General features: G+C 53.0%; 22 protein-coding genes and 1 tRNA gene. 1 reads left to right on the top strand and 22 read right to left on the bottom strand.

The window, feature by feature from the left end:
- Positions 1-51: 51 nt before the first annotated feature.
- From WF803_RS05375 to WF803_RS05300, 16 genes are all read right to left on the bottom strand, one after another.
- Positions 52-987: an NAD(P)H-dependent flavin oxidoreductase gene (locus WF803_RS05375; protein WP_489610522.1), complete on the bottom strand. Its 936-nt coding sequence runs from the start codon at positions 985-987 to the stop codon at positions 52-54.
- Positions 974-2161: a thiolase family protein gene (locus tag WF803_RS05370; RefSeq protein WP_489610521.1), complete on the bottom strand. Its 1188-nt coding sequence runs from the start codon at positions 2159-2161 to the stop codon at positions 974-976. Before WF803_RS05370 ends, WF803_RS05375 begins: the two co-directional genes overlap by 14 nt.
- Positions 2162-4381 carry a 3-hydroxyacyl-CoA dehydrogenase/enoyl-CoA hydratase family protein gene (locus tag WF803_RS05365; protein WP_489610520.1) on the bottom strand — a complete coding sequence of 740 codons (2220 nt, stop codon included), beginning with the start codon at positions 4379-4381 and terminating at the stop codon, positions 2162-2164. It abuts the gene before it with no gap.
- Positions 4368-6020, bottom strand: a complete 1653-nt coding sequence (locus WF803_RS05360) for a class I adenylate-forming enzyme family protein (RefSeq protein WP_489610519.1) — start codon at positions 6018-6020, stop codon at positions 4368-4370. Before WF803_RS05360 ends, WF803_RS05365 begins: the two co-directional genes overlap by 14 nt.
- Before the next feature lie 436 nt (positions 6021-6456).
- On the bottom strand, positions 6457-7257 hold the full coding sequence (locus WF803_RS05355; RefSeq protein ID WP_489610518.1) for a hypothetical protein: 801 nt from the start codon (positions 7255-7257) through the stop codon (positions 6457-6459).
- A 246-nt stretch (positions 7258-7503) separates the two neighbouring features.
- Positions 7504-8292: a hypothetical protein gene (locus WF803_RS05350; RefSeq protein ID WP_489610517.1), complete on the bottom strand. Its 789-nt coding sequence runs from the start codon at positions 8290-8292 to the stop codon at positions 7504-7506.
- Positions 8293-8442: 150 nt separating this feature from the next.
- Positions 8443-8526, bottom strand: a tRNA-Leu gene (locus WF803_RS05345).
- A 103-nt stretch (positions 8527-8629) separates the two neighbouring features.
- Positions 8630-9223, bottom strand: coding sequence for a PepSY domain-containing protein (locus tag WF803_RS05340; RefSeq protein ID WP_489610516.1), 594 nt, complete (start codon positions 9221-9223; stop codon positions 8630-8632).
- 132 nt (positions 9224-9355) lie between these two features.
- Entirely contained in the window at positions 9356-9847 is a 492-nt protein-coding gene (locus tag WF803_RS05335; protein ID WP_489610515.1) for a PepSY domain-containing protein, read from the bottom strand.
- 107 nt (positions 9848-9954) lie between these two features.
- Positions 9955-10713: a hypothetical protein gene (locus tag WF803_RS05330; protein WP_489610514.1), complete on the bottom strand. Its 759-nt coding sequence runs from the start codon at positions 10711-10713 to the stop codon at positions 9955-9957.
- A gap of 443 nt (positions 10714-11156) precedes the next feature.
- The gene (locus tag WF803_RS05325; RefSeq protein ID WP_489610513.1) at positions 11157-11783 is read right to left on the bottom strand and encodes an ABC-2 transporter permease; all 627 of its coding nucleotides are present in this window, start codon (positions 11781-11783) and stop codon (positions 11157-11159) included.
- A complete protein-coding gene (locus WF803_RS05320) occupies positions 11780-12628 on the bottom strand; it encodes an ABC transporter ATP-binding protein (RefSeq protein WP_489610512.1) in 849 nt (282 codons plus the stop codon). The genes WF803_RS05325 and WF803_RS05320 overlap by 4 nt, the downstream gene beginning before the upstream one ends.
- Complete coding sequence (locus tag WF803_RS05315) at positions 12609-13001, bottom strand: GntR family transcriptional regulator (protein ID WP_489610511.1); 393 nt, start codon at positions 12999-13001, stop codon at positions 12609-12611. The genes WF803_RS05320 and WF803_RS05315 overlap by 20 nt, the downstream gene beginning before the upstream one ends.
- Before the next feature lie 211 nt (positions 13002-13212).
- Positions 13213-13428, bottom strand: coding sequence for a hypothetical protein (locus WF803_RS05310; RefSeq protein WP_489610510.1), 216 nt, complete (start codon positions 13426-13428; stop codon positions 13213-13215).
- 106 nt (positions 13429-13534) lie between these two features.
- On the bottom strand, positions 13535-13810 hold the full coding sequence (locus tag WF803_RS05305) for a GNAT family N-acetyltransferase (RefSeq protein ID WP_489610509.1): 276 nt from the start codon (positions 13808-13810) through the stop codon (positions 13535-13537).
- Between the two features lie 9 nt (positions 13811-13819).
- The gene (locus WF803_RS05300; protein ID WP_489610508.1) at positions 13820-14437 is read right to left on the bottom strand and encodes a glutathione S-transferase family protein; all 618 of its coding nucleotides are present in this window, start codon (positions 14435-14437) and stop codon (positions 13820-13822) included.
- A gap of 181 nt (positions 14438-14618) precedes the next feature.
- Between WF803_RS05300 and WF803_RS05295 the strand changes: the two genes are divergently transcribed.
- Complete coding sequence (locus tag WF803_RS05295; RefSeq protein WP_489610507.1) at positions 14619-15263, top strand: hypothetical protein; 645 nt, start codon at positions 14619-14621, stop codon at positions 15261-15263.
- A gap of 43 nt (positions 15264-15306) precedes the next feature.
- Here WF803_RS05295 and WF803_RS05290 read toward each other — a convergent pair whose 3' ends face one another.
- The 6 genes from WF803_RS05290 to WF803_RS05265 form a co-directional block, all read right to left on the bottom strand.
- A complete protein-coding gene (locus WF803_RS05290; RefSeq protein WP_489610506.1) occupies positions 15307-15510 on the bottom strand; it encodes a methyltransferase in 204 nt (67 codons plus the stop codon).
- Positions 15511-15627: 117 nt separating this feature from the next.
- Complete coding sequence (locus tag WF803_RS05285; protein WP_489610505.1) at positions 15628-16059, bottom strand: class I SAM-dependent methyltransferase; 432 nt, start codon at positions 16057-16059, stop codon at positions 15628-15630.
- 139 nt (positions 16060-16198) lie between these two features.
- Positions 16199-17125 carry a dihydroorotate dehydrogenase gene (locus tag WF803_RS05280; RefSeq protein WP_489610504.1) on the bottom strand — a complete coding sequence of 309 codons (927 nt, stop codon included), beginning with the start codon at positions 17123-17125 and terminating at the stop codon, positions 16199-16201.
- A complete protein-coding gene (locus WF803_RS05275; RefSeq protein ID WP_489610503.1) occupies positions 17125-17895 on the bottom strand; it encodes a dihydroorotate dehydrogenase electron transfer subunit in 771 nt (256 codons plus the stop codon). Before WF803_RS05275 ends, WF803_RS05280 begins: the two co-directional genes overlap by 1 nt.
- Positions 17896-17912: 17 nt before the next feature.
- Positions 17913-19196, bottom strand: a complete 1284-nt coding sequence (gene pyrC / locus WF803_RS05270; protein WP_489610502.1) for a dihydroorotase — start codon at positions 19194-19196, stop codon at positions 17913-17915.
- A 9-nt stretch (positions 19197-19205) separates the two neighbouring features.
- Positions 19206-20162: an aspartate carbamoyltransferase catalytic subunit gene (locus tag WF803_RS05265; RefSeq protein ID WP_489610501.1), complete on the bottom strand. Its 957-nt coding sequence runs from the start codon at positions 20160-20162 to the stop codon at positions 19206-19208.
- Between the last annotated feature and the right edge of the window lie 43 nt (positions 20163-20205).

Raw genomic sequence — 20205 nt, 5'->3', positions numbered from 1 at the left:
TGAAGAAATAAAAAACGCCACAGCGCAAAGCTTTGGCGTTTTTCTGTAGGCTTAAGACCAGCGTGCCTGTAAAAGACTTCTAGTCGCTTGGGCCTCTGCTTGCAGTTCTTCAATAATTGCACGCGCGGGCTGTTGCTTTTGAATCAGGCTGGCGACTTCCCCGGCCATGGGGGAGCTTTTCGTCCAGTCTCCCGACCCTAAAGCGGCCTGGTAGCTGGCTTTCAAGCGTTCGCCAATGACTTTGGGATCGGTACCTTGGAATTCAGCGGCCCGAATCTCTTCTAGGAAGTCGGTAGCAAGGCTCCGGACCGGCTGCCCCCAGCTCGCCCCCGTGACAATGGTGCTCTGGTCATCGGCCTGGCAAAGGAGATCCGTATAGCTTTTCGGCAAGTGGGCTTCTTGGGCAGCGAGAAAACGGGTACCGATTTGCACCCCCGCTGCCCCAATGGCTTCTGCGGCGACGATCGCTTGTCCACTCCCGATGCCACCGGCGGCCACCACGGGAATATCAACGGCTCGCAAAACCGCCTGCCAGAGGGGGAGGCTGCTGCTTTGGCCAATATGACCACCAGCTTCCCGACCCTCGGCCACAATGGCATCCGCCCCCAGGTCGGCCATTTTTTGGGCGTGCTTTAAGCTCGCAATAACGGGGATCACTTTGGTGCCTTGGGCTTGTAAGTCTTTCAGGAAGGCTTTGGGGGTGCCGGCTCCGGTGGTGACGACCGGCACTTTTTCCTCGAATAAAGCCTGGAGCAGCTCCGAAATATTATGGGCCTGAAGCATTAAATTCACGCCAAAGGGCTTAGCCGTTAGTTCCCGGCACTGGGACAGCTCCTGGCGCAAGTCCGCTGCCGACAAGCCATTGGTGCTCAAAACACCTAAACCACCCGCTTCACTGACGGCAGCGACGAGTGGTGGCCTTGAGACATAGGCCATGGCCCCTTGGATAATGGGCACGTCAATCCCCAGCAAGTCACAGATTTCCATTCCCAGTCTCCTCCTCACAACAACGTTCAAAAATACCAGCCGCGCCCATGCCCCCACCAATGCACATGGTGACGAGGCCATAGCGCGCTTGCTTTTGCTTCATTTCGTCTAAGAGCCGCCAACTTAAAATCGCCCCGGTTGCCCCGTTCGGATGGCCTAGGGCAATGGCGCCCCCGCGTGGGTTGATGCGTTTTGGATCCAAGTCAAGGGCTTGGCAAACAGCCAGACTCTGAGCCGCAAAGGCTTCGTTCAATTCAATCACGCCCATGTCATCCAGGGTCAGGCCGGTATTTTGGAGAACTTTTTGTGTCGCCGGCACGGGGCCAATGCCCATCATATCGGGATCACAGCCCACCACTTGGTAGTCCAAGAGCCGACCCAGAGGTTTTAAGCCCCACTGCTTGGCCAAGTCCCGGCTCATCACCACGATAAAGCCCGTCCCATCGCTAATCTGGCTGGAGCTAGCGGCCGTTACCGTCCCCCCTTTTTTAAAGACGGCGGGCAGTTTCGCCACTTGAGCTAAGGAGGTATCGGGGCGGATGCCCTCGTCATGGGTCACCCAGTGGGTATCATCGCCCTCTCCCGTATGGGCCTCAACCGGAATGGTTTCGCCTTCCAGGGCCGCCCGGTTTTTCGCAGCCTTATGATGGCTGCCTACCGAAAATTCATCTTGGGCCTGGCGGGAAATCTCGTATGCTTCCGCTAGGTTTTCAGCGGTAATGCCCATCCAGGTGGACAAGCCCACCCCCGCCTCTTCCAAAGGCAGGCTGGCGGTCGCTTCTAGGCTGGCGTAAGGGGTCGTGCTCTGGAATTCCAAACCCCCGGCCACCACCAAATTGGCCTGGCCGCTTTTGACTTTCAGGTCGGCGAGGGCCAAGGCTTCAATGCCCGAGGCGCAATAACGATTGATCGTTTGCGCAGGCACACTCACCGGCAGGCCCGCCTCCAAGGTCAACCGGCGGGCAATATTGCTGCCCTGAATATTTTCCGGCATGGCACAGCCGACAATGACATCGTCGATTTCCACTGGCGAAAAGCGCGGCCCCAATTGCTTAAGGACTCCTTTTAGCACTTGGGCGCTGATAGCTTCCGGCTTGTCGAAATAATAGGTGCCGCCCACCCGGCCCCGGGCCACGGGTGCCCGGCCACCGGCGACAATCACAGCGTCCTGCATTTACCTCGCCCCCTTCACTTGCTTGTGTAATATAGCTTGCGTTTCCTTCGTTTTCAGTAATTGGACAAACTCTGCCTGCTCAACCGCGAAAAAGTCGGCCACGGTCCGCTTTGCCCCCATCGGCACGCGCCCGCCTGCTAAGACCACGCCAATCGCATCGGCGAGTTGCTTTTGATGCGGGGTGATAAAATCACCCTTGAGCCAATTGGCCGTGATGCCTTGAATAATGGCGATCAATTCGGTTCCCATGACTGGGAGGACCTCCTCAGTTTTCGGGGTAAAGCCATAGCGGTCAGCGTCCTGCACCCAGGCCAAGGCGGCCTCGAGCACCAATTCCTCCTGGCGCACGAGGGTGTCACCGGCCTGGAGGTAGCCTTTTTCTTGGGCATCTGCCGCATTTTGACTGATTAAGCCATAGGCGACCTGGGTGAAAATTTCCTCCAGTTGGCGCTTCTTCTCCGCCCGACTCAAGGCCGACTGGTAAACTTGCCGTGCCAGCATGACTAAGCCACCCCCTCCAGGGATGAGGCCCATGCCCACTTCCGGCAGGCCCATACGCAGGGTCTGGCTGGCCGTCCGGTGGCTGGCGGCCAAGGCAATTTCCGCCCCACCGCCTAGGGTAAAGCCCGTCAAGGCCACACTCACCGGCCGGTCCGCTGTCCACAAGGCTTGGATCACTTCATGGCCCAGGTCATTATTGGCCAGGCTATCCGCCAGCAAGCGGTCAGCCGCTAAACTGGCCGCAAAGGTGGTCACGTCATAGCCCACGGAGAAATTCTCCCCCGCGGATGTCAGCACCAAGCCCGGAGCCGAGCTCGTCTTGAGGTCATGGAGCGTCGCCCGCATAGCCTTCAGAAGGCTGGGCTTAATGACACTGTTGCGCGTCTGGTTTTCAAAAACCCAAATGCCGTCTGTAGTGCTGTACAAGCGGTAGAGGCCGGCTTCATCCTTGAGCACGCGGTCCACGTACTGGTCGGGCTGGACACGCAAGGCCAGGCTCGCATTTTTCGTGTAAAAGCCATCTTCTGGCAGCCAATCGGGCAGGGCCCCAAAGCGTTTGGCCAAATCGGCCTTCACGCGCTCATAGCCGACCATTTGCCAAATTTGAAAAGGCCCGAGCCGCCAGTGGTAGCCCCAGACAAGCGCCCGGTCCACGTCCCGGTAATCGGCACAAGCCACGCCCACCTGCCAGGCCGCCATGTACAAGACACGCGCCAGGCTTTCCCACATGAAGCGGCCCTCCGCATCTTCCGCGTGAAAGAGCGCCGTAAAGCGTTCCTCAAAATGCAAGTTATCTAAAACGTCCAATATCGGATAGCGGGGGAAGTCGGCCGGCACATAGTCCGCCGCCTTAAAATCATAAACAAAGCGCTGGCCCCCGGCTTTCTTGTAGTAGCCTTGGCCGACCTTGTCTCCCACATAGCCCGCCTTAAGCAAGGCTTTTTGGGCGGTGCGGTCGGGGAGGAAGGGCGCTAAATGCTCATCGGTTTGATAATTCACTAGGGCGTCTTCAAAAAGATCCACGCCCGTTAAATCGGTCAGGCGGTAAGGCCCCATCTTCGTCCGGCCCAAGTACTTTCCGCTCAGGGCATCCGTTTTATTCACCGGCCAGCCCAAAGCCTCCGCCCGGCGCATGATGTCGTAATTGGAGAAAAAGCCGATCCGATTGGCCACAAAGCCTGGCACATCATGGGCACGAATGGGTTTCTTACCCAGCTTCAAATAAAGCCAGTCTTCTAACTTTTGCAGCAGGCTGTCTTGAGTGACCGGCCCTGGCACCATTTCCACCAAGGCACTCGTGGACACGGGATTGAAGAAATGGAGGCCCAAGAAGCGCTCCGGCGCCCGCATGCCCGCCGCCATTTGCTGGACGGATAAGCTGGACGTATTGCTAGCAATGGCCACTTCTGCCCCGTAATGGGCGGCAAATTTCTCTAAGTAGTCGCGTTTAATGGCCAAATCTTCAATGATGGCCTCAAGCACCAGGTCGGTTTTTGGCCAAGCTTCCTGGTAGTCCACCCAAGGCCAGAGGGTCAGCCGCTCTGCTAAGGCCGGCTGGCTCAGCTGCTTTTTCAATTTGTCGACTAAAGCCGCCCGTTCCCCAAAAAAAGGCGTGGCCTTCACCCAGTGCACCCGAAAACCTTGGTCCAGGAGGTAAGCCGTCAATTGCTTGCCCATGGTCCCGGCTCCTAGCACCGTGATGGTCTTAACTTTCTGCATTTTTTCGCCTCCCGAGTTCTTCTTTCAGAGCAGGTTTCTTAATTTTTCCACCAATGGATTCTGGCAAGTGGTCGACGAAGTAAATGGCTTTCGGCGTTTCAAAGCCCGCCAAGCGCTCCCGGCAGTAGGCAATGAGTTCCTGAGCTGTGACCTGGGCTTCCGGCTTCAACACCACGGCCCCGGTCACGGCCTCGCCCCAGCGCTTATCCGGCAGGCCCACCACGGCTGCCTGCTTCACGTCCGGATGGCTGGCCAGCACCGTTTCGACCCGGCTGCTGGAGACATTTTCCCCGCCGGTTTTAATCATGTCCTTCACCCGGTCCACCATAATGGCCTGGTCGTTCTCGTCATACATAATCACATCGCCCGAGTAGAACCAGTCATCACGAATGGCTTTTTCCGTTTCCTCAGGATTTTTATAATAGCCCGAGAAGGCAAAGGGCGACCGGTAGCAAACTTCACCCGTCTTGCGCTTGCCCAAAGGTTCGCCGGCAATCCGTGCTTCCAAGAGGGCATCGGCCCGGCCCACCATATTCTGCCGATCCGCGATCTCATTACGGGGTTTCTCGTCATGGTAGAGGGCAAAACCAGCCAGCACTTCCGTTTGGGCAAAGGAGTTAATGATTTGAAGCTCTGGCTGGCTGATCCGCTTCAAGTCGTCGACTAATTCCGGAGGCAAGACCGCATAGCCGTAGAGAATGGTCGTCAAATGGCTCAAGTCATAGCGCTCCGGCTCGGCGTCATAGGTTTCCACAATGGCCCGCATGGCATTCGGGCTGCCTGGCCAAAGGGAGGTGACTTTTTCCTGGGTCATGGCATCTAAGAGCGCTTCAAAATCCAGCTCGCGGCCAATCACCAAGGCCCCGCCGTGCAAGAAGCAAGACATGGGGAGCGTCTGGTCCGCACAGTGGTAAACGACCGGCAAGAAGCTCACCATGCGGTAGTGGTGGGGCTGCAGCACCCCGCGGCTAAAGTGCATGCCATAGCGGTAGCCGGCTAAATAACTGTATTGGTGGGAAATCATCGCCCCCTTTGGCATGGAGGTGGTCCCAGAGGTGAAGAGAATTTCCCAAACATCGTCGCCGTGAATTTTCACCTCCGGCTGGCGCTCGTCTTGGCCGGCAATAAAGTCGGCAAAAGTTTTAATATCGTCTACGGACTCCCCGTTAATGGGAATCACCAAGTCCACGTTCCGGTCCAGCGGCGCCAAGGCCTCCTGCACGCGCTCCACAAAGGGGCTGTCGCACAAAAGCAAGCGCGGCTCCACGAGGTCCACCAAATAAGCTAAGACATCCGCCGAGAGATTCGGGTTCACCGGCACACTCACCCAGCCCGCCTTGGCCATGCCAAATTTAGCGATCAAGGCCTCGTTCGTATTTTCACAGAGGTAGAGGCATTTTTGCTCTGGCGCTGAACTCACTTCGAGCAAGGCCTGGGCAAACTGATTGCAATACCGGTTCAACTCGCCATAGGTCAAGCGTTGGAAGCGCTCTTCTGTATAGGAATCGGGCGTTGACGCAATCAAGGCCACGTCTTCCGGCCGACTCGCCCCATTTCGCTCTAGTAAATCTCCGACTGCCAAGCGATTAAAAGGCGTGTCATTCCGCCGTCCCGTCAAATGATAAACATCTAAACTCATAAGGTCCCCCTTCTTCACAAAGCAAAATACAATCACTCCTATTGTAGTGGCTTTTGCCTGGTGGACTCAATGTTTTTGCTGGTGGCGGCAGGGAGGAGGCCGTATGAACCAAGCCCCCCTCCGCCAGCATTTTCAATGGCCGAGTCCACAAAAGCTTGCGACTGCCCACTTCTTGGCCCCCTAATAGAAAAAAAGCCCTGACCTGCAGCGATGTGCCCAGCTCCGAGTTGAGCTTTTGTCGCTGCTTTAAGTACATTATTTGTACCCTTAAGGAAACAGGTTTTGTACGATTAGTGTTTTCCAAGCAAACAGAGCAGCCAGCAGAAGCCGTCTGATGGACGCTTCTGAGTCCATCAATTGAGGCCCCAAGCCAAGCCCTCTAAAAATTAAAAAACACCTGCTAAAGTAACTTAGCAGGTGAAAACGGGGACGAATATTAAACTTTGGCTTCACGACTAAATTGGTGCTCCTTTAAAATTTTAATGTGGAGGGCCAAGGCACCAATCATTAAGACGTAAGCCAAGCCCATAACGTAAGCATTGGGATGGGCAAAGGCGGAGTCGGGACGTTGTTGGACCATGACTCCGAAAAGCATCCAGAAAGTGGGCACGGTCAAGGCGAAATTATCATAGCGGTCATAGAGCCAGAAGATCGCAGCACAAGCCACCACCAGCAAAATGACCGTCAGCACCATGTCGAAGTAGGAGAAGCTGTTGAGCCCCCACTTCACCATGAGGGTCATGAAGTTAACGAAGGCGAGGAAAACCACCCAGCCGGCGTGGAAGCCCACCGGAATTTTCAAGAGCCAGGGCGTCCGATCATTCAGATCGGCACGCTGTTGGATGAGGCGAACGAGGCCTAAGAGTGCCCCAGCATAAACCAGGACCGCCAAAAAGGCGAGGAAAACCAGGTCAAAAGACCAAAAGACGAGCCACAGGAGGCTGGCCAAAAGCCACACCACATAGTAGGGCATGACTCGCTCGTGGTAGAAGGCTTGGAAAGCTTGGGAGCCTGCCTTAAGCCAGGGCAGAGCTAACGTAAAGGCCATGGCGATAGCAATCACGACCCAAATCGCAAAGGTAAAATCAACCGGAACGAAGAGATTGCCATATGCATTCAAGATCTCAGCTTGACTATGAGGGAAGCCTAGACCCAACGCTGACAAAGCACTCACCAAAAGGGTGACAATAAATAGAATAACTGCCGTGGTGTACCAGCGGTTTTTGGAGGTAAACATCATATGACCTTCTTTCTTTAGGGGCGGGATAACTCCCAGGTACTTTATTACACTTTTATTATATAAGTATTACAATAGAAGGTCAAGGAAAAACAGTTATCATTATCCAAGAAAACCTTTTTATTTTAAGTTTTCATGCCTTGTAAACACGGGCAGACTTTCGAGGGGTGTTATAACAGAAAAACAAAACACCTGTAACAGATTATCCCCCTGTCCAGGTGTTTCAAAACAGCTGTGTTTTTTAATTTAACGATGAGCGCGATGCTCTTGATGGATTTTCAAATGCAGGTACAAGGCCATAAAGAAAAGGACGATACCTAACAACATGACGAAAATATTAGAATAGTAGAAACTGGAACTGGGCCACTGCTTCGCGATGATACCAAAAAGCGCCCAAAGTGCGGGTACCGTCAAAGCAAAATTATCAAATTGCCGGTAGAGGTAGAGGATCGTTGCACAAGCGACGACTAAGAGCAGCGTTGTTAGCATAATGTCCAAAACCGAGTAGCTGGCAATCCCGCCTTTGATCAGGAGGGTCATTAAATTGGCAAAGGCCGCAAAAACAACCCAACCGGCATGCAGGCCCACAGGAATTTTTAACAGCCACGGCCGTGTATTGGAAAGCTCCAGCCGCCCTGCCAATAAGCGCACCAGGTAGAGGAGGCTTAGGGCGTAGACGACAATCGTCACCAGGGCGAGGAAAATGAGGTTATAGGACCAGAAGATGATCCACAGCAAATTCGCTCCCAGCCAGAGGACATAGACCGGCATGATTTTCTGCTGGTAGAAGCTCTGGAAGGTGCGGGAAAAACCGCGCAGCCAAGGCAAGGCCAAGGTCACCGCCATGCCCAGGTAGATGAGCCCCCAAATGGAGAAGGTGAAGCCGGCTGGCGCCAGGTAATTGGCGTAGGTGTCGGAGATCATTTTTTGGTCGTAGGGGAAGAGCAAGCCCGCTGCCGATAGGTAATTGGCAAAGAGCGTCAAGGCAAATAATATAAGAGCGATGGAATGCCAACGCCTGTTTTTTTCTAACATAGCTGACCTACTTTCTAAAATGCTGGGCGTGTGCCCGTGAGTCACGATTACATTTATTATAGTGGGGCTTGGACGCTGCTCCAATTGATGTGCTCAAAAGTTTTAAAGGCAGAGGACAGAAAAAAAGCCGACCACAAGGCCAGCTTTGGATGCGGATAACAGGACTTGAACCTGCACGAGCGCTTGCTCACTACCGCCTGAAGGTAGCGCGTCTGCCAATTCCGCCATATCCGCTTCAGTAAAATTCATAACATCCCTATTATACTCCTAAACAGAAATTTTTAAAGGCCTTTTTCAAAAAAAGAAAAAAGCTGACCAGCTAGGGCCAGCTTTAGGCTTAGTCGGTTTCTTTTTCTAAGATTTCACCGGTTTCGAAGTCAAACTTGTATTTTAATTTTTGCCCGTCTTTGTTTTTGAGTTTCAGGTCAAATTTTTTCCCTTCACTTTTGACTTTGAGCTCGTATTCCTTAACCTCGTAGCCAACGCCGGCCTCCTGTTTTGCTTGCTCGATATAATGGCCCACCTTATCCAGATCGGCGGGCGTAATTTCCGCCTTTTCGTCTTGTTCGACTTCCTCAGACTCCTTCAAAACGTCGCCGCTTTGCCCATCGATGGTCATTTCGTATTGCTTGCCCGCTGCTAAACCTTCGATATTGTAGGTGGTTTTCCCGTGGTCTTCTTCAAATTCAATTTGGTCAACCTTGGCTTGGCTGTATTTTTCCTTAAAGATACTGAAAGCTTGTTCAATATCCACACCCAATGCTGGGCTGGTCTCACTTTCCTTGCCTTCTTGGTGGGACGGGGTGTCTTGAGAGGCTGCTGTTTTAGGGGCTGCAACCTCCTTGCTGCTCGGTGTTTCCTGGGCATCATTGGCCGTGCACCCGAAGAGTAAACCACCGGCCAATAACAGGCTACCTGCTAATTTTTTCATCTTCTTTCCTCCTTCACTGTGCTTCTATTTATAGGTGATTTCGCCACCTTTTGCAACAAAGAAGGCCGCAAAAAAATTTAAGTCTTGCTTAAGGAAAAGCCGGTAAGTCGAGAGTAAGCTGGGAATGCTAATTTACCGGGGAAATTCAATCTTGATCAGGTCGCCGGTTTGTGCGTTAATTTTAATTTCCATTTCTTTGTCGCCTTGGGCATCGGTGTACTCAATCTCCCAAACGGTCACCTCACCCTTGCGCTCCAGCTCCCACTCATAAGGTCGATAGCCCGCTGGCACCTGCGCCGCTGCCAGATCCATCAAGGCCTCCAAAGGCTGCAAGTGATCCAAAGCCACCGCCTTCTCCCGGCGCCGCACCCCACCCCGGTACTTCTCCTTCAAGGGCTTGGGTTTTATCTTAAAAATGGTTGTCGTCGCCGCATTAAAAGCAAATTCATAGCGGGTGTCATCGTTTAAGCCACGCATTTCGTATTTGAAGCGGGCCCCGTCAAATTTCAATTCCAGGGACTCAATATCGGTTTCTGGAAAATGCTTTTGGAAAAATGCTATGGCTTCCTCCACACCCACCAATTCCTGTGCGGCTAGGTTTTTAAAGTATTGCTGTAAGTTCATCGCTTTCTCCCCTTTCTTCACCCTGAGTATAGCATATTGGGCTTATTATTTCTATTTAAACGAATGGCCGTCACCCTATACTAAAAAAGCCCGACGCGTGTCGAGCCTTATTCCTCTTCTTCTGCTTTTGCGGCGTCCTGATCGCCTTGCGCCTTGGCTGTTACCTTTTTTCCGGCTTCGTCTAAACGTTCACCGCTGTTTAAGTCATAACGCCGGCTCATTTTTTCCGGCAAGTTCTTCGTTGAAGCGACGGGCGCTGCCAAGGTCACTTCCACCTGGGGGCGACTGCCTTCGACAAAAATTTTGAAGGTGAGCTGCGTGTAGTCGCTCCCGTTTTCGGCGGTCATTTCCTTAAGCACGGCCTTCACCTGCTGATTGAGCCTGGCAGAAGGCAGGGTGAGGGCAGGCGTTTGGGGGGCTGTGCCCCTTTCTGCCTGGCGCTTGCCACAGCCTGTGTGACCGTCAAGAGTCATCATATACTGGCCGGCCTCATCCTGGCCCTGCAAATGGTACACGTAGTGGTCCGCTTCGGGGGCCAGGGTGATCTGTGTGAGCTTTGCGTCGGGGTAAAAAGCCTGAAAGTGCGTCACGGCGTCCACCAGCCCAAATTGCAGGTAGGCCAGGCTATTCGCTAAGGGCGACCCATTGGCCGGCAGCAAGGCGCGTTCTGCTGGGCCATTTTGCGGGCGCTCAGCCTCTTCCTTAGCCCCAGCCTTGGCCTCCCGAGCGGCCTCCTGTGCCGCTTCCTTCACATCCTTAGATTTGACGGTACTCTTGTGCTCAGCCACCGGTGTTTCCTCACTCACCGGGGTCAGCCAGTCGCGCACCGTATGCTCAAGGTTTTGGCAGCCTGCCAGGATACTCACGGCTAGTAAAATTATCGCCAGACTTTTTTTCACTTTCCTCACCTTTTCCCTCTCAGAGCACCGCTCTAAGCCAATCTCCTAGCCCCTTTATACAATAAAACGCCCCCACATGCAATAGAAAGTTAGGCATGAAGGGGTAAAATAAGCTTTTAACTAGCCCTCGCTAAGAACGAGGGACTTTCATCAACCACAATAGAAAACTAAAGCCAGGTTGGCCTTTTTAATAGCGCAAAGGAAAACAGGCCGCCGCGCCCGTTTATGATGACTATCCCCCGCTTTCTTGTAAAATTCTTACTGGCGAAATTGTTTCACGCTACCCACCAAAGAGGCGGTCCCAAGCTATTGTGATGATATCAGCTTGGCTTCTCCCCTCTCTGGCCTCACTACCGAAAATAGAATTCATAAAAACGGTAGCCGATGACTACCGTTTGCTTTGTGCCTTATTAATATTCATGTTGCTTCATGAGTTGTTGACCTATTCCCACCGATAGGAAGAGGAGCACGACAGCCAAGAGAAGCAGGCCACCGCTCAAAAGATAGGGCTGGTGGGTGGTCCAGTCGTTGAGTTGCTGGACGAGGACTTGCCGGTGACTGCTGAAAAAGCTACTAGCCAAAAACAAGAGGAAATAGGTGATGACCATCAGGATACGCCCCTTTTCAGCACCAAATTTCAGGATAAAAGGAATCTGAATGGCAGAGAAAAATACCGGCACAAAGAAAGCCAAGGAAGCCAACAGGATAATGAAGGATCTGGGCTTACCATCGCCTCGCAAAATGATGACGGTCGCTATAGCAGCGAGGAGCGCCAAAACCAAGGTTAGCATGTACTTGCTCCAGACATAGGTGCTTCTAGAAATTGGGGTGGTGAAAATAAATTTCCCTGTCCCCGCCTGGGCCTCGCCGCCAAAGGAAATGCCATTCGCCAGCACTGGTAAGTAGACAAAGAGGGCTGGGATCAGGAGCGGATGCCCTTGACTGACCGCATAGATGCCAACGGCCCCTGCTACCAGAAGTAAAAGCAAGTAGGTGGCTTTCGCTTGAACCAGATCTTTGTAGAGTAGAGCTTTCATTGTTCTGACCCCCGAATCGTATAAACCATAATATCTTCAATACTGGGCTGCACCCCGTCCACACCATGAGGCAGGCAGTCCCGTTTAACGAGCAGCTCCTGGCCAAAAGCATGGCGGCGCCGGCCAACAATGGCCTGGGCAGGTAGAGCTTCGGCCTGTTCATCCGTTAAGGTGCAGAGGGCATAAGCCTCCTTAAGCTCGTCTTTTTGGGCAAAAAAATGAATGTGCCCTTCATGGAGGAAGGCAATATAGTCGGCTGCCTTCTCCAAGTCCGACAAAATGTGGGAGGAAATGAGTACCGTATGCGTCTCATCCTGCAAGAAGTCGAGGAGCAGATCCAGCAACTCATCGCGCACCACCGGATCCAAACCAGAGGTCGCCTCGTCTAGAATGAGTAATTTGGCTCCGTGCGAGAGGGCTAAAGCCAAGGATAGTTTCATCTTCATGCCCCTAGACAGGCTTTTCACCCGCCGTTTTTTCGGGAGTTTGAAGCGGGTCAGGTAGCGGTCAAACAAAGCCGCATCCCAAGTGGCAAAGGCCAGTTGGGCAAAACGCCCTGCCTCGGCCACCGTCATCGCGAAGGGCAAGTGCAAGTCATCAAAAACCACTCCCACCTGATTCATTAAGGCCGGCTCCTGGCCTGGGGTCTGCCCCAAAATCTTCACCTCACCCGCATCCGCCTGCACCAAATTTAACAGGGCCTTGAGGGTGGTACTTTTCCCGGCCCCATTTTCGCCGATGTAGCCCACCAAGCAACCGGTCGGCACCGCTAGATTTAGTGGCCCGAGCGTAAAACCGGGGTAATGCTTCCTTAAATTCTTAATCTCAATTGCATTCGTCACCATCGCTATCCTCCCCTAAAGTGTCTAGTATCTGATGGACATCATCTATGTGAAGCCCCACCAAGCGTGCCTGCTGCAGGGCACTGATCAGGGAGGCTTCCACCTTACGTAACTGCTCTTCGCGAATCAATTCCTTATTCTGCACAGAAACGTAGCTGCCCTTGCCTTGAACCGAATGAATAAAACCTTCCACTTCCAAGTCATCATAGGCCCGCTTCGTTGTTATCACACTGACCCGCAACTCCTTAGCCAAAAAACGAATCGATGGTAATTTTTCGCCGGCCGCTAATTCGCCCGCTATGATGGCCGCTTTGAGTTGTCTTTTGATTTGCAGGTAGATGGGTACGCCACTGGCATTGCTGAGTTGAATGTTCAACTGTCCCCTCCTCTCTTCTGACTACACTGTATCTACTGTTTATATATTATATTAACACTTATATACAGCCAAGGCAAAACCGGTCAACAAAGTTTTAAGATATTGGATAGCGATTTCATTTAGGGAATAAAAAACAGGAGAAGGACGTCTCCTGCTAGAGTAGAATATCATCGTACTGGCTTGTTTGATGAAACAAGTGCAGCACGCTTGGTCAGGTTGCGGTCACTTTGACTTTGGCCAGTCGGGCTTTCGCCAGGAGATAAGCGACTAAGTCCTCGTCTAAGCCTTGGCCAAGGTAGGCTTCTTTCACGCCGAGAAAGTCGATAATCCAGATGTTGGGAGAAGCCGATACGGTCAAGCGTCCAACTTCTCGCTGGTGATCGTAAGCCAGCACGGTGTGCGTGCCTTGATCATATTGAAACTCCATGCCTCCACCTCCTCTCTCCCCAAGCCGCTGAGTTACTGCCGGACTTCATCCCATTTCCTGCCATAATAAAAAACACTGGGGCAAGCCCCAGTGTGCGACCCGTGAACTATTTTTTTACCACGTCATCAAATTCATCCGTTTCTCTAAACAGGCGTAAGGCGTAAGGGCAGGTGGCCATCACTTGAACCTTGGCTTCGCGGGCGCCGTTGACCACGGCTTCAACCAGTTGTCGGGCTATGCCTTGATTTTGGTAGTCCTTCTCAACGCCGGTGTGGTCAATAATCCAGATGGTTTCTGAGGGGGAATACGTACACTCCCCAATTTCTTGCTCGCCATCGTAGGCAGCGGCGCGATGTTGATCTTTTTCTAGCGTGATTTTCATGAGCGGCTCCTATTTGGTGGATTCTTCCACGATACGTTTGACATCAGGATCAGCAGCAACATGCTCCATGAATTTCTTCACATTGGGATATTCCTGCCAGGATTTAGGGGTGTTGACCGTCCAACGCGTTAAAATGTAAGCATAGGCATCCAGAACCGTTTTCTTATCCTTGTACAAATGTTCCCGACCGTCGAGCAATTGGTCAAGGCGGGTCATGACTTTATCGATTTGCTTATAAGAAGCTTCCTTCACATGGGCTAATTCTTCATTCGCCGAGCTGGACGTGAACCGTTGGGGCATGAAAAGCGGCCAGAAAGCAGGGTGGACGTCGCCAGTCAAGAAGGCCCCGAGTTCGTTGAACAGGAACTCATCTTCCACGCCTTCGTCAGCACCTAAATCGGCTTCCGGATGGCTAGCGGCGACATATTGCAAGATCGCATTGGCCTGGGTTTTGATTTCGCCATTTCCGCTATCCAAGGCGGGCACGGCACCCAAGGGGTTAATTTTCTTGTATTCGGGGGAGTTGAGTTGCACCCTTTCAACTTCGTAATCTGCCCCTGCCCATTCGAGGGAAATCCAAACCGCTACGGCACAGGTCCCAGGAGCATAGTATAATTTCATTGACATCATAAGCCTCCTAAGAATATTTTAACAGGTCGCAATTTTGACTTGTTAAGGTAAGCATAAGCAATATTCATTTCAAAATCAAACTATCTGCTTGAAGCCTGCCAGCAAGCTACCCGTAAGGCCTTCCCAAGGCTTGGCCACTCATGTTAGAATGAAGGAAAACACGAGGAGTGGGGATACCATGTCTAAACCAAGAAAACCAGTCACTACCGCTTACACTTATGTAGCGGAAGTGGAAGTTCAGCGCACGCCTTGGCCGCGAGAGCGCGTGTGGTGGGGGACACTGTTGGGGGCCTTCTTCGGCAGTTTCCCGGGCGCCCTCTTGGGGACTCTCGTGGCCTATGCCCTCATTTTGCAGCACAATGCCCGGCCAAAAACCACAAGCGTCAAAAAGCGCCTGCCCCTAAGTGCAGATGCTAAAAAAGCTTGCATAAAAGCCGTGCAAGAACTGGAAGGTGACTACCAGACGGCCATGGGTTTCTTGGGCGAGACCACCCACTTAGGGACCTTTTTTAAGTACTTAAAACAAGCAAAAGTGGCAGCCTTAACGAGCTTAAAATTACGAGCCGACTATCATTTGCCGAATAACCTAGCGCCCCATCTGCCATCTGCCGAGGAGGCGGCCGCCTTGGAGGGGCATTTTCTGGCTGACTTCATCCCCCGCTACTATCAAAAGGCGAAGGCAGAGGCGCAAAGCTTGAAAACCCAGCAAGGGATCGAAAATCGCCTCGAGCGCTGCCGGGCGGACTTGCTCCAATACGAGCAGCACCTTAGCCCGCAGTCCTTGGCTTTAATCGAACAATTGTGGGACAGCCCGAGCAAATAATAAGCCGTGAAGCGAGCTCTGTCGAGCCCCCCGCTTCACTTTTTTATTTGGGTTTTTCACTGTAAGTCGCCAGAAAAGTAGGAATATTCAATGCCTCCAAGCGCCCTTCCCCATTGGTGTCATCAAAGAGCGCCCTCAGGATAAAGCCGGCCTCCAACTGGCCGTTCACCTGCTCTTCAATGGTGTGGGAAAATTGCATGCCAAAGTCGCCCGCCGCCAGCTGCTGGCGTTGGTCGGCATTTTTCAAGGGATTGAAGGGTAAATGATTAATAATCTTCGTTTCCGTCTCATCAACAATGTAATTGACCCCAATATCAAGGCCCGCTAACAGCCGGCCGCCAGGCTTTAAGATGCGGTAGCACTCTTACCAAATGGGCTTCACCTCCGCCACATAGCAATTGGATACCGGGTGGAAAATCAGGTCAAAATACTCGTCAGGAAAGGGCAGGGGCTGGGTCATATCATAGTGGATGATATCGATATCGTAATGCTCTTGCTTGGCCATCTGCGCCTCGGTCGCTAATTGCACCTTAGAATAATCCAAGACCGTGCAATGGGCGCCAGCACAAGACAGGAGAGGCATCTGCTGGCCGCCTCCACTGGCCAAGCCTAAAATTTTCCGGCCGCGAATCTCTCCCAGCCAGGCTGGGGGCACGGCTTTAGTGGGCGTGAGGTAGACGTCAAAATTGCCTTGTCGGGCCTTAGCACACGCTGCAGCGCTCACCGGCTGCCCCCACTGCCAGCCGGCTCTAGCCCAGCGATCAATCGTTTCTGAATTACTTTTGGTATAGTCCATGGGTTTTCCTCCTTTGGAAAAGCACACCTTACCTCACCTTAGTTTACCATAGGCCGGCCCTTAAGCCCTGGGAAAGGCTTGCCAGCTTGACGGAGGCTTAAAAGCAAAAAACCAGTCCGTAGACTGGTGAAGGGTTGCTTTAGGGGCGTAGGGTTTGGGCGATATCAGCACGCAAGGCTTCTAGGCTGGGGATATCCAATTCATCCATGCGCTGGGGCAAGGCCGCAATCAATTTCGGGCAGATGTAAGGATCGGTGAAGTTGGCCGTGCCCACGGCTACTGCGCTCGCACCGGCCATGTACATCTCCAAGACATCATCCACGGTCATGACACCCCCCATGCCAATAATCGGCAGGTCCGTTTGCTGGGCAACTTGGCGGATCATGCGAATGGCGACGGGTTTAATGCCTGGTCCGGATAAGCCGCCGACCCCGTTGGCTAGAATGGGCTGGCGGGTATGCAAATCAATGCGCATGCCCACCAAGGTGTTAATCATGGTCAAGCCGTCCGCCCCACCAGCCTCTGCTGCTTGGGCCATTTCCACAATGTCCGTGACATTCGGGCTGAGTTTCACGTAAACAGGCACTTCAGAAACAGCGGTGACTTTTTCTACCAAGCTTTTTAAGATTTCGGGGTGGGTGCCAAATTGAATGCCGCCTTCCTTCACGTTCGGGCAGGAGACATTCAGCTCAATGGCATGGACATTCTCTGCCTTAGAGATCCGGCGGCTGGTTTCCACATAGTCTTCGGCTTGGGATCCCGCCACATTCGCGATAATGGGGAGGTCCTCATACTGGGCGAGGAAGGGCAATTTCTTAGCCAGGACTTCTTCCACCCCCGGATTCTGCAGGCCAATGGCATTCAGCATGCCGGACGGCGTTTCGGCCACGCGCGGCGGTTCATTGCCAAATTTCGGCTTTAGCGTGGTGCCCTTAATCATGATCGAGCCTAATTGGTTCAAATCATAAAAACGGGCGTACTCCTCCCCAAAGCCAAAGCAGCCGCTGGCGGGGATGATCGGATTCTTCAATGCTAAGCCGGGCAGGCTCACTTGGAGTCGTCCCATTAGACAATCACTTCCTTCGCATAGAAAACAGGGCCATCTTCACACACTTTGACCGTATCGAGGGCGGATTTAGGCGTGTGGCAAATGCAGGCGTAGCAAGCGCCTGTCGCACAGGCCATGCGCGCCTCCAGGGATAATTGCACATTATCCAGCTCGGCAAAGCGCCCCATCACACTGCGGAGTAAGCCCGTCGGTCCACAAGAGAAGACTCCAGCTAAATTCTCTTCTTCTTCCGGCAAGTGTTCCATGATCAGGCCAGCTTTCCCGTAAGAGCCGTCGTCGGTTGCCACCACCGTCTCCCCTAAGGCTTGGAAAGCCTCCTCGTAGTAGACTTCCGCCGCTGTTTTAAAGCCAAAGAAGTGCTTTAGGGTCACGCCTTTTTCCTTGAGATCAAGGGCTAATTGGTAGAGGGGCGGCACCCCAATCCCACCACCAATAACGTAGACTGTTTGGCCGGGCTTTAGGTTGTCGAGGTGGAAGCCATGGCCTAAGGGACCCATGATATCAATCTTCTCACCAGCCTTGAGTTCACTAATGGCCCGTGTCCCATCGCCTTGAACCCGGTAAATCATGGCAAATTCCTGCTTCTCGTGGTTAATTTCATTGATCCCCAAAGGCCGGCGCAGGAGTAAATCAGCCCGAGGCGGCAGGAGGTGGACAAATTGACCCGGCTCATGCATTTGGTCGACTAAGTCACCCTTGACCACGAGCTTGTAAATATCCTCGGCAATTTCCTCCTGTGTAACAATCGTCATCGCTTCTGTTTTCACCGTGTCTGTCCACTCTCCTAACGTTTAAAAACCCATTGTCCTCTACACATCGTTTTTTCAATCCGACTTTGAACCCTTTCTCCTAGCCAAGGAGTGTTGCGCCCTTTCGAAGCAAAATAGTCATCCGTCAAGGTATCAGTCGCCTCTAAATCAATCACGGTGAGATCCGCTGGCTGGCCCACTGCCAAGGCACCGCCCGGCAGGTTAAAGCAAGCTGCGGGCCGGCAGGTTAAATGATCCACCAAGTCTTGCAAGGTCAAGAGTCCCTCTTTCACCAAATGGGTGTAGAGCATGGGGAAGCAAGTTTCCGACCCGATGATACCAAAGGGCGCCTCTAAGAAGCCGGCTGCCTTGTCCGCTTGGGTGTGGGGGGCGTGGTCGGTGGCGATGCAATCGATCGTCCCGTCCAACAACCCCGCCCGCAAGGCCTCCCGATCCGCTTGGCTGCGGAGGGGCGGATTCATCTTGTAATTGGCATTCTTAGGATCGACGTCGTCTTCCGTTAAGAGCAGATGGTGCGGGGTCACTTCACAAGTCACGTGAATGCCCGCCCGCTTGGCGTCCCGAATCACGCGCACACTTTCCTTAGCGCTAACATGGCAGACGTGGTAGTGGACGCCCGTCGCTTCAGCTAGGAGCACGTCCCGGGCAATTTGCGTAGACTCAGTCAAACCCAGCATGCCGGGCAGGCCAGCGTCTTTATTTTTCTTCCCAGCGTGCATCACGCCACCATAGAGCAGGCTGTTGTCTTCCGTGTGGGCGGTTAAAATCCCGTCCACCGCTGCCACCGCCTGCATGGCTTCATACATCGTGCCTGCTGTTTGCACGCCCACGCCATCATTGGTGAAAGAAACCGCACCAGCAGCAGCTAGGGCTTTGATATCAGTAATTTCCTCACTGGTTAAGACCTTGGTGATGGGGGCATACTGCTCGACGTGAATTTTGGCGTCTTGGGTGTTGCGCTCCACCATCGCTTGGAAGGCTTCCACCGTATCTGGCACCGGCTGAGTGTTGGGCATGGCACAAACGGTCGTAAAACCCCCCCGTGCGGCCGCTTCGGCACCTGTTTTCACCGTTTCCTTCTCGGTAAAGCCCGGCTCCCGGTAGTGCACATGCAAGTCCACAAAGCCCGGAGCGAGGAATTGGCCGTTTAAGTCTTCAATGGTTAAGTCTTCGCTAGCTAGATGATCTTCTAAATCTTGGCCGAGCGCTTGGATGGTATCCCCCTGTACGAGAATATCCATAGGAAGCAGTTGGTTTTTCCCATCTAGCACCCGTCCATTTTTCAGTAAAATTGCCACATTGACCTCCTAAGAGAGAATGCCTTCTAAAATCGCCATCCGCATGTAAACCCCATTGGACATTTGTTGAACGATGCGGGATTTCGGCGCTTCAACTAAGCTGTCGGCAATTTCCACGTCCCGATTCACAGGGGCGGGGTGCATGATAATGGCGTGGTCTTTGAGCCGGGCCCCGCGTGCTTCGGTGAGGCCGTATTCTTGGTGGTAGTTTTCCTTAGAGAAAGGCGAGTGCTCGTCATGGCGCTCGTGTTGGACACGCAGCATCATCATGACGTCCACCTTTTCCACGAGCTCATCGATCGGTAAGTGTTCGCCGTAATGGTCAAATTCCTCAGGCACATACCATTCCCTTGGCCCAGAGAAGTAAACTTCAGCCCCGAGGCGTTTGAGCATCATCATGTTCGAGCGGGCCACGCGGGAATGGCGCAAGTCCCCCACAATAGCCACCTTCAAGCCATCGAAATGGCCAAATTCCTGGTAGATGGTCATCAGGTCGAGCAGACATTGGCTAGGGTGCTGGCCACTGCCGTCCCCACCATTGATGACGGCGGCGTGCACGTGAGGGCTTTGGATGAGGGGCTCGTAGTATTTGTCTTCGGAATGGCGAATGACAACCGCATCGACCCCTAAAGCCGACAGGGTTAAGGCCGTGTCGTAGAGGGTTTCGCCCTTGCTGGTGGAGCTGGTGCTCGTATCCACGTCTAACACTTGTAGGCCTAAACGACGTTCCGCCATTTCAAAGCTTCGGTGTGTGCGCGTACTGTTTTCGAAGAATAGGTTGGCCACATAGAAATCGCGCTCAGGCAAGGCACTTTTAGCGCCAGCGCGGAATTCCATGGCGCGGTCGATTAAAGCTTGGACATCTTGAGGGGTTAAATTTTCCATGGAAACCAGATGCGGTAAATGCACATGTGTTTCTTGGGACTTGACCTTGACTTCGTTTAAGATTTGCTTGTTATTTTTCATGCTGAACCTCCATGCTTACCCAAAAGTGACGACTAATTTTGAC

It is taken from the genome of Aerococcus sp. BD502 (assembly GCF_057919555.1).
The sequence above is the reverse complement of the archived record's forward strand: the minus strand, read 5'-3'. Positions and strand labels throughout refer to the sequence as shown.

Coding starts and splice junctions, on each gene's coding strand:
- WF803_RS05375 (WP_489610522.1), bottom strand. CDS start 987: ATGGAAATCTGTGACTTGCTGGGGATTGACGTGCCCATTATCCAAGGG.
- WF803_RS05370 (WP_489610521.1), bottom strand. CDS start 2,161: ATGCAGGACGCTGTGATTGTCGCCGGTGGCCGGGCACCCGTGGCCCGG.
- WF803_RS05365 (WP_489610520.1), bottom strand. CDS start 4,381: ATGCAGAAAGTTAAGACCATCACGGTGCTAGGAGCCGGGACCATGGGC.
- WF803_RS05360 (WP_489610519.1), bottom strand. CDS start 6,020: ATGAGTTTAGATGTTTATCATTTGACGGGACGGCGGAATGACACGCCT.
- WF803_RS05355 (WP_489610518.1), bottom strand. CDS start 7,257: ATGTTTACCTCCAAAAACCGCTGGTACACCACGGCAGTTATTCTATTT.
- WF803_RS05350 (WP_489610517.1), bottom strand. CDS start 8,292: ATGTTAGAAAAAAACAGGCGTTGGCATTCCATCGCTCTTATATTATTT.
- WF803_RS05340 (WP_489610516.1), bottom strand. CDS start 9,223: ATGAAAAAATTAGCAGGTAGCCTGTTATTGGCCGGTGGTTTACTCTTC.
- WF803_RS05335 (WP_489610515.1), bottom strand. CDS start 9,847: ATGAACTTACAGCAATACTTTAAAAACCTAGCCGCACAGGAATTGGTG.
- WF803_RS05325 (WP_489610513.1), bottom strand. CDS start 11,783: ATGAAAGCTCTACTCTACAAAGATCTGGTTCAAGCGAAAGCCACCTAC.
- WF803_RS05320 (WP_489610512.1), bottom strand. CDS start 12,628: ATGGTGACGAATGCAATTGAGATTAAGAATTTAAGGAAGCATTACCCC.
- WF803_RS05310 (WP_489610510.1), bottom strand. CDS start 13,428: ATGGAGTTTCAATATGATCAAGGCACGCACACCGTGCTGGCTTACGAT.
- WF803_RS05305 (WP_489610509.1), bottom strand. CDS start 13,810: ATGAAAATCACGCTAGAAAAAGATCAACATCGCGCCGCTGCCTACGAT.
- WF803_RS05300 (WP_489610508.1), bottom strand. CDS start 14,437: ATGTCAATGAAATTATACTATGCTCCTGGGACCTGTGCCGTAGCGGTT.
- WF803_RS05295 (WP_489610507.1), top strand. CDS start 14,619: ATGTCTAAACCAAGAAAACCAGTCACTACCGCTTACACTTATGTAGCG.
- WF803_RS05285 (WP_489610505.1), bottom strand. CDS start 16,059: ATGGACTATACCAAAAGTAATTCAGAAACGATTGATCGCTGGGCTAGA.
- WF803_RS05280 (WP_489610504.1), bottom strand. CDS start 17,125: ATGGGACGACTCCAAGTGAGCCTGCCCGGCTTAGCATTGAAGAATCCG.
- WF803_RS05265 (WP_489610501.1), bottom strand. CDS start 20,162: ATGAAAAATAACAAGCAAATCTTAAACGAAGTCAAGGTCAAGTCCCAA.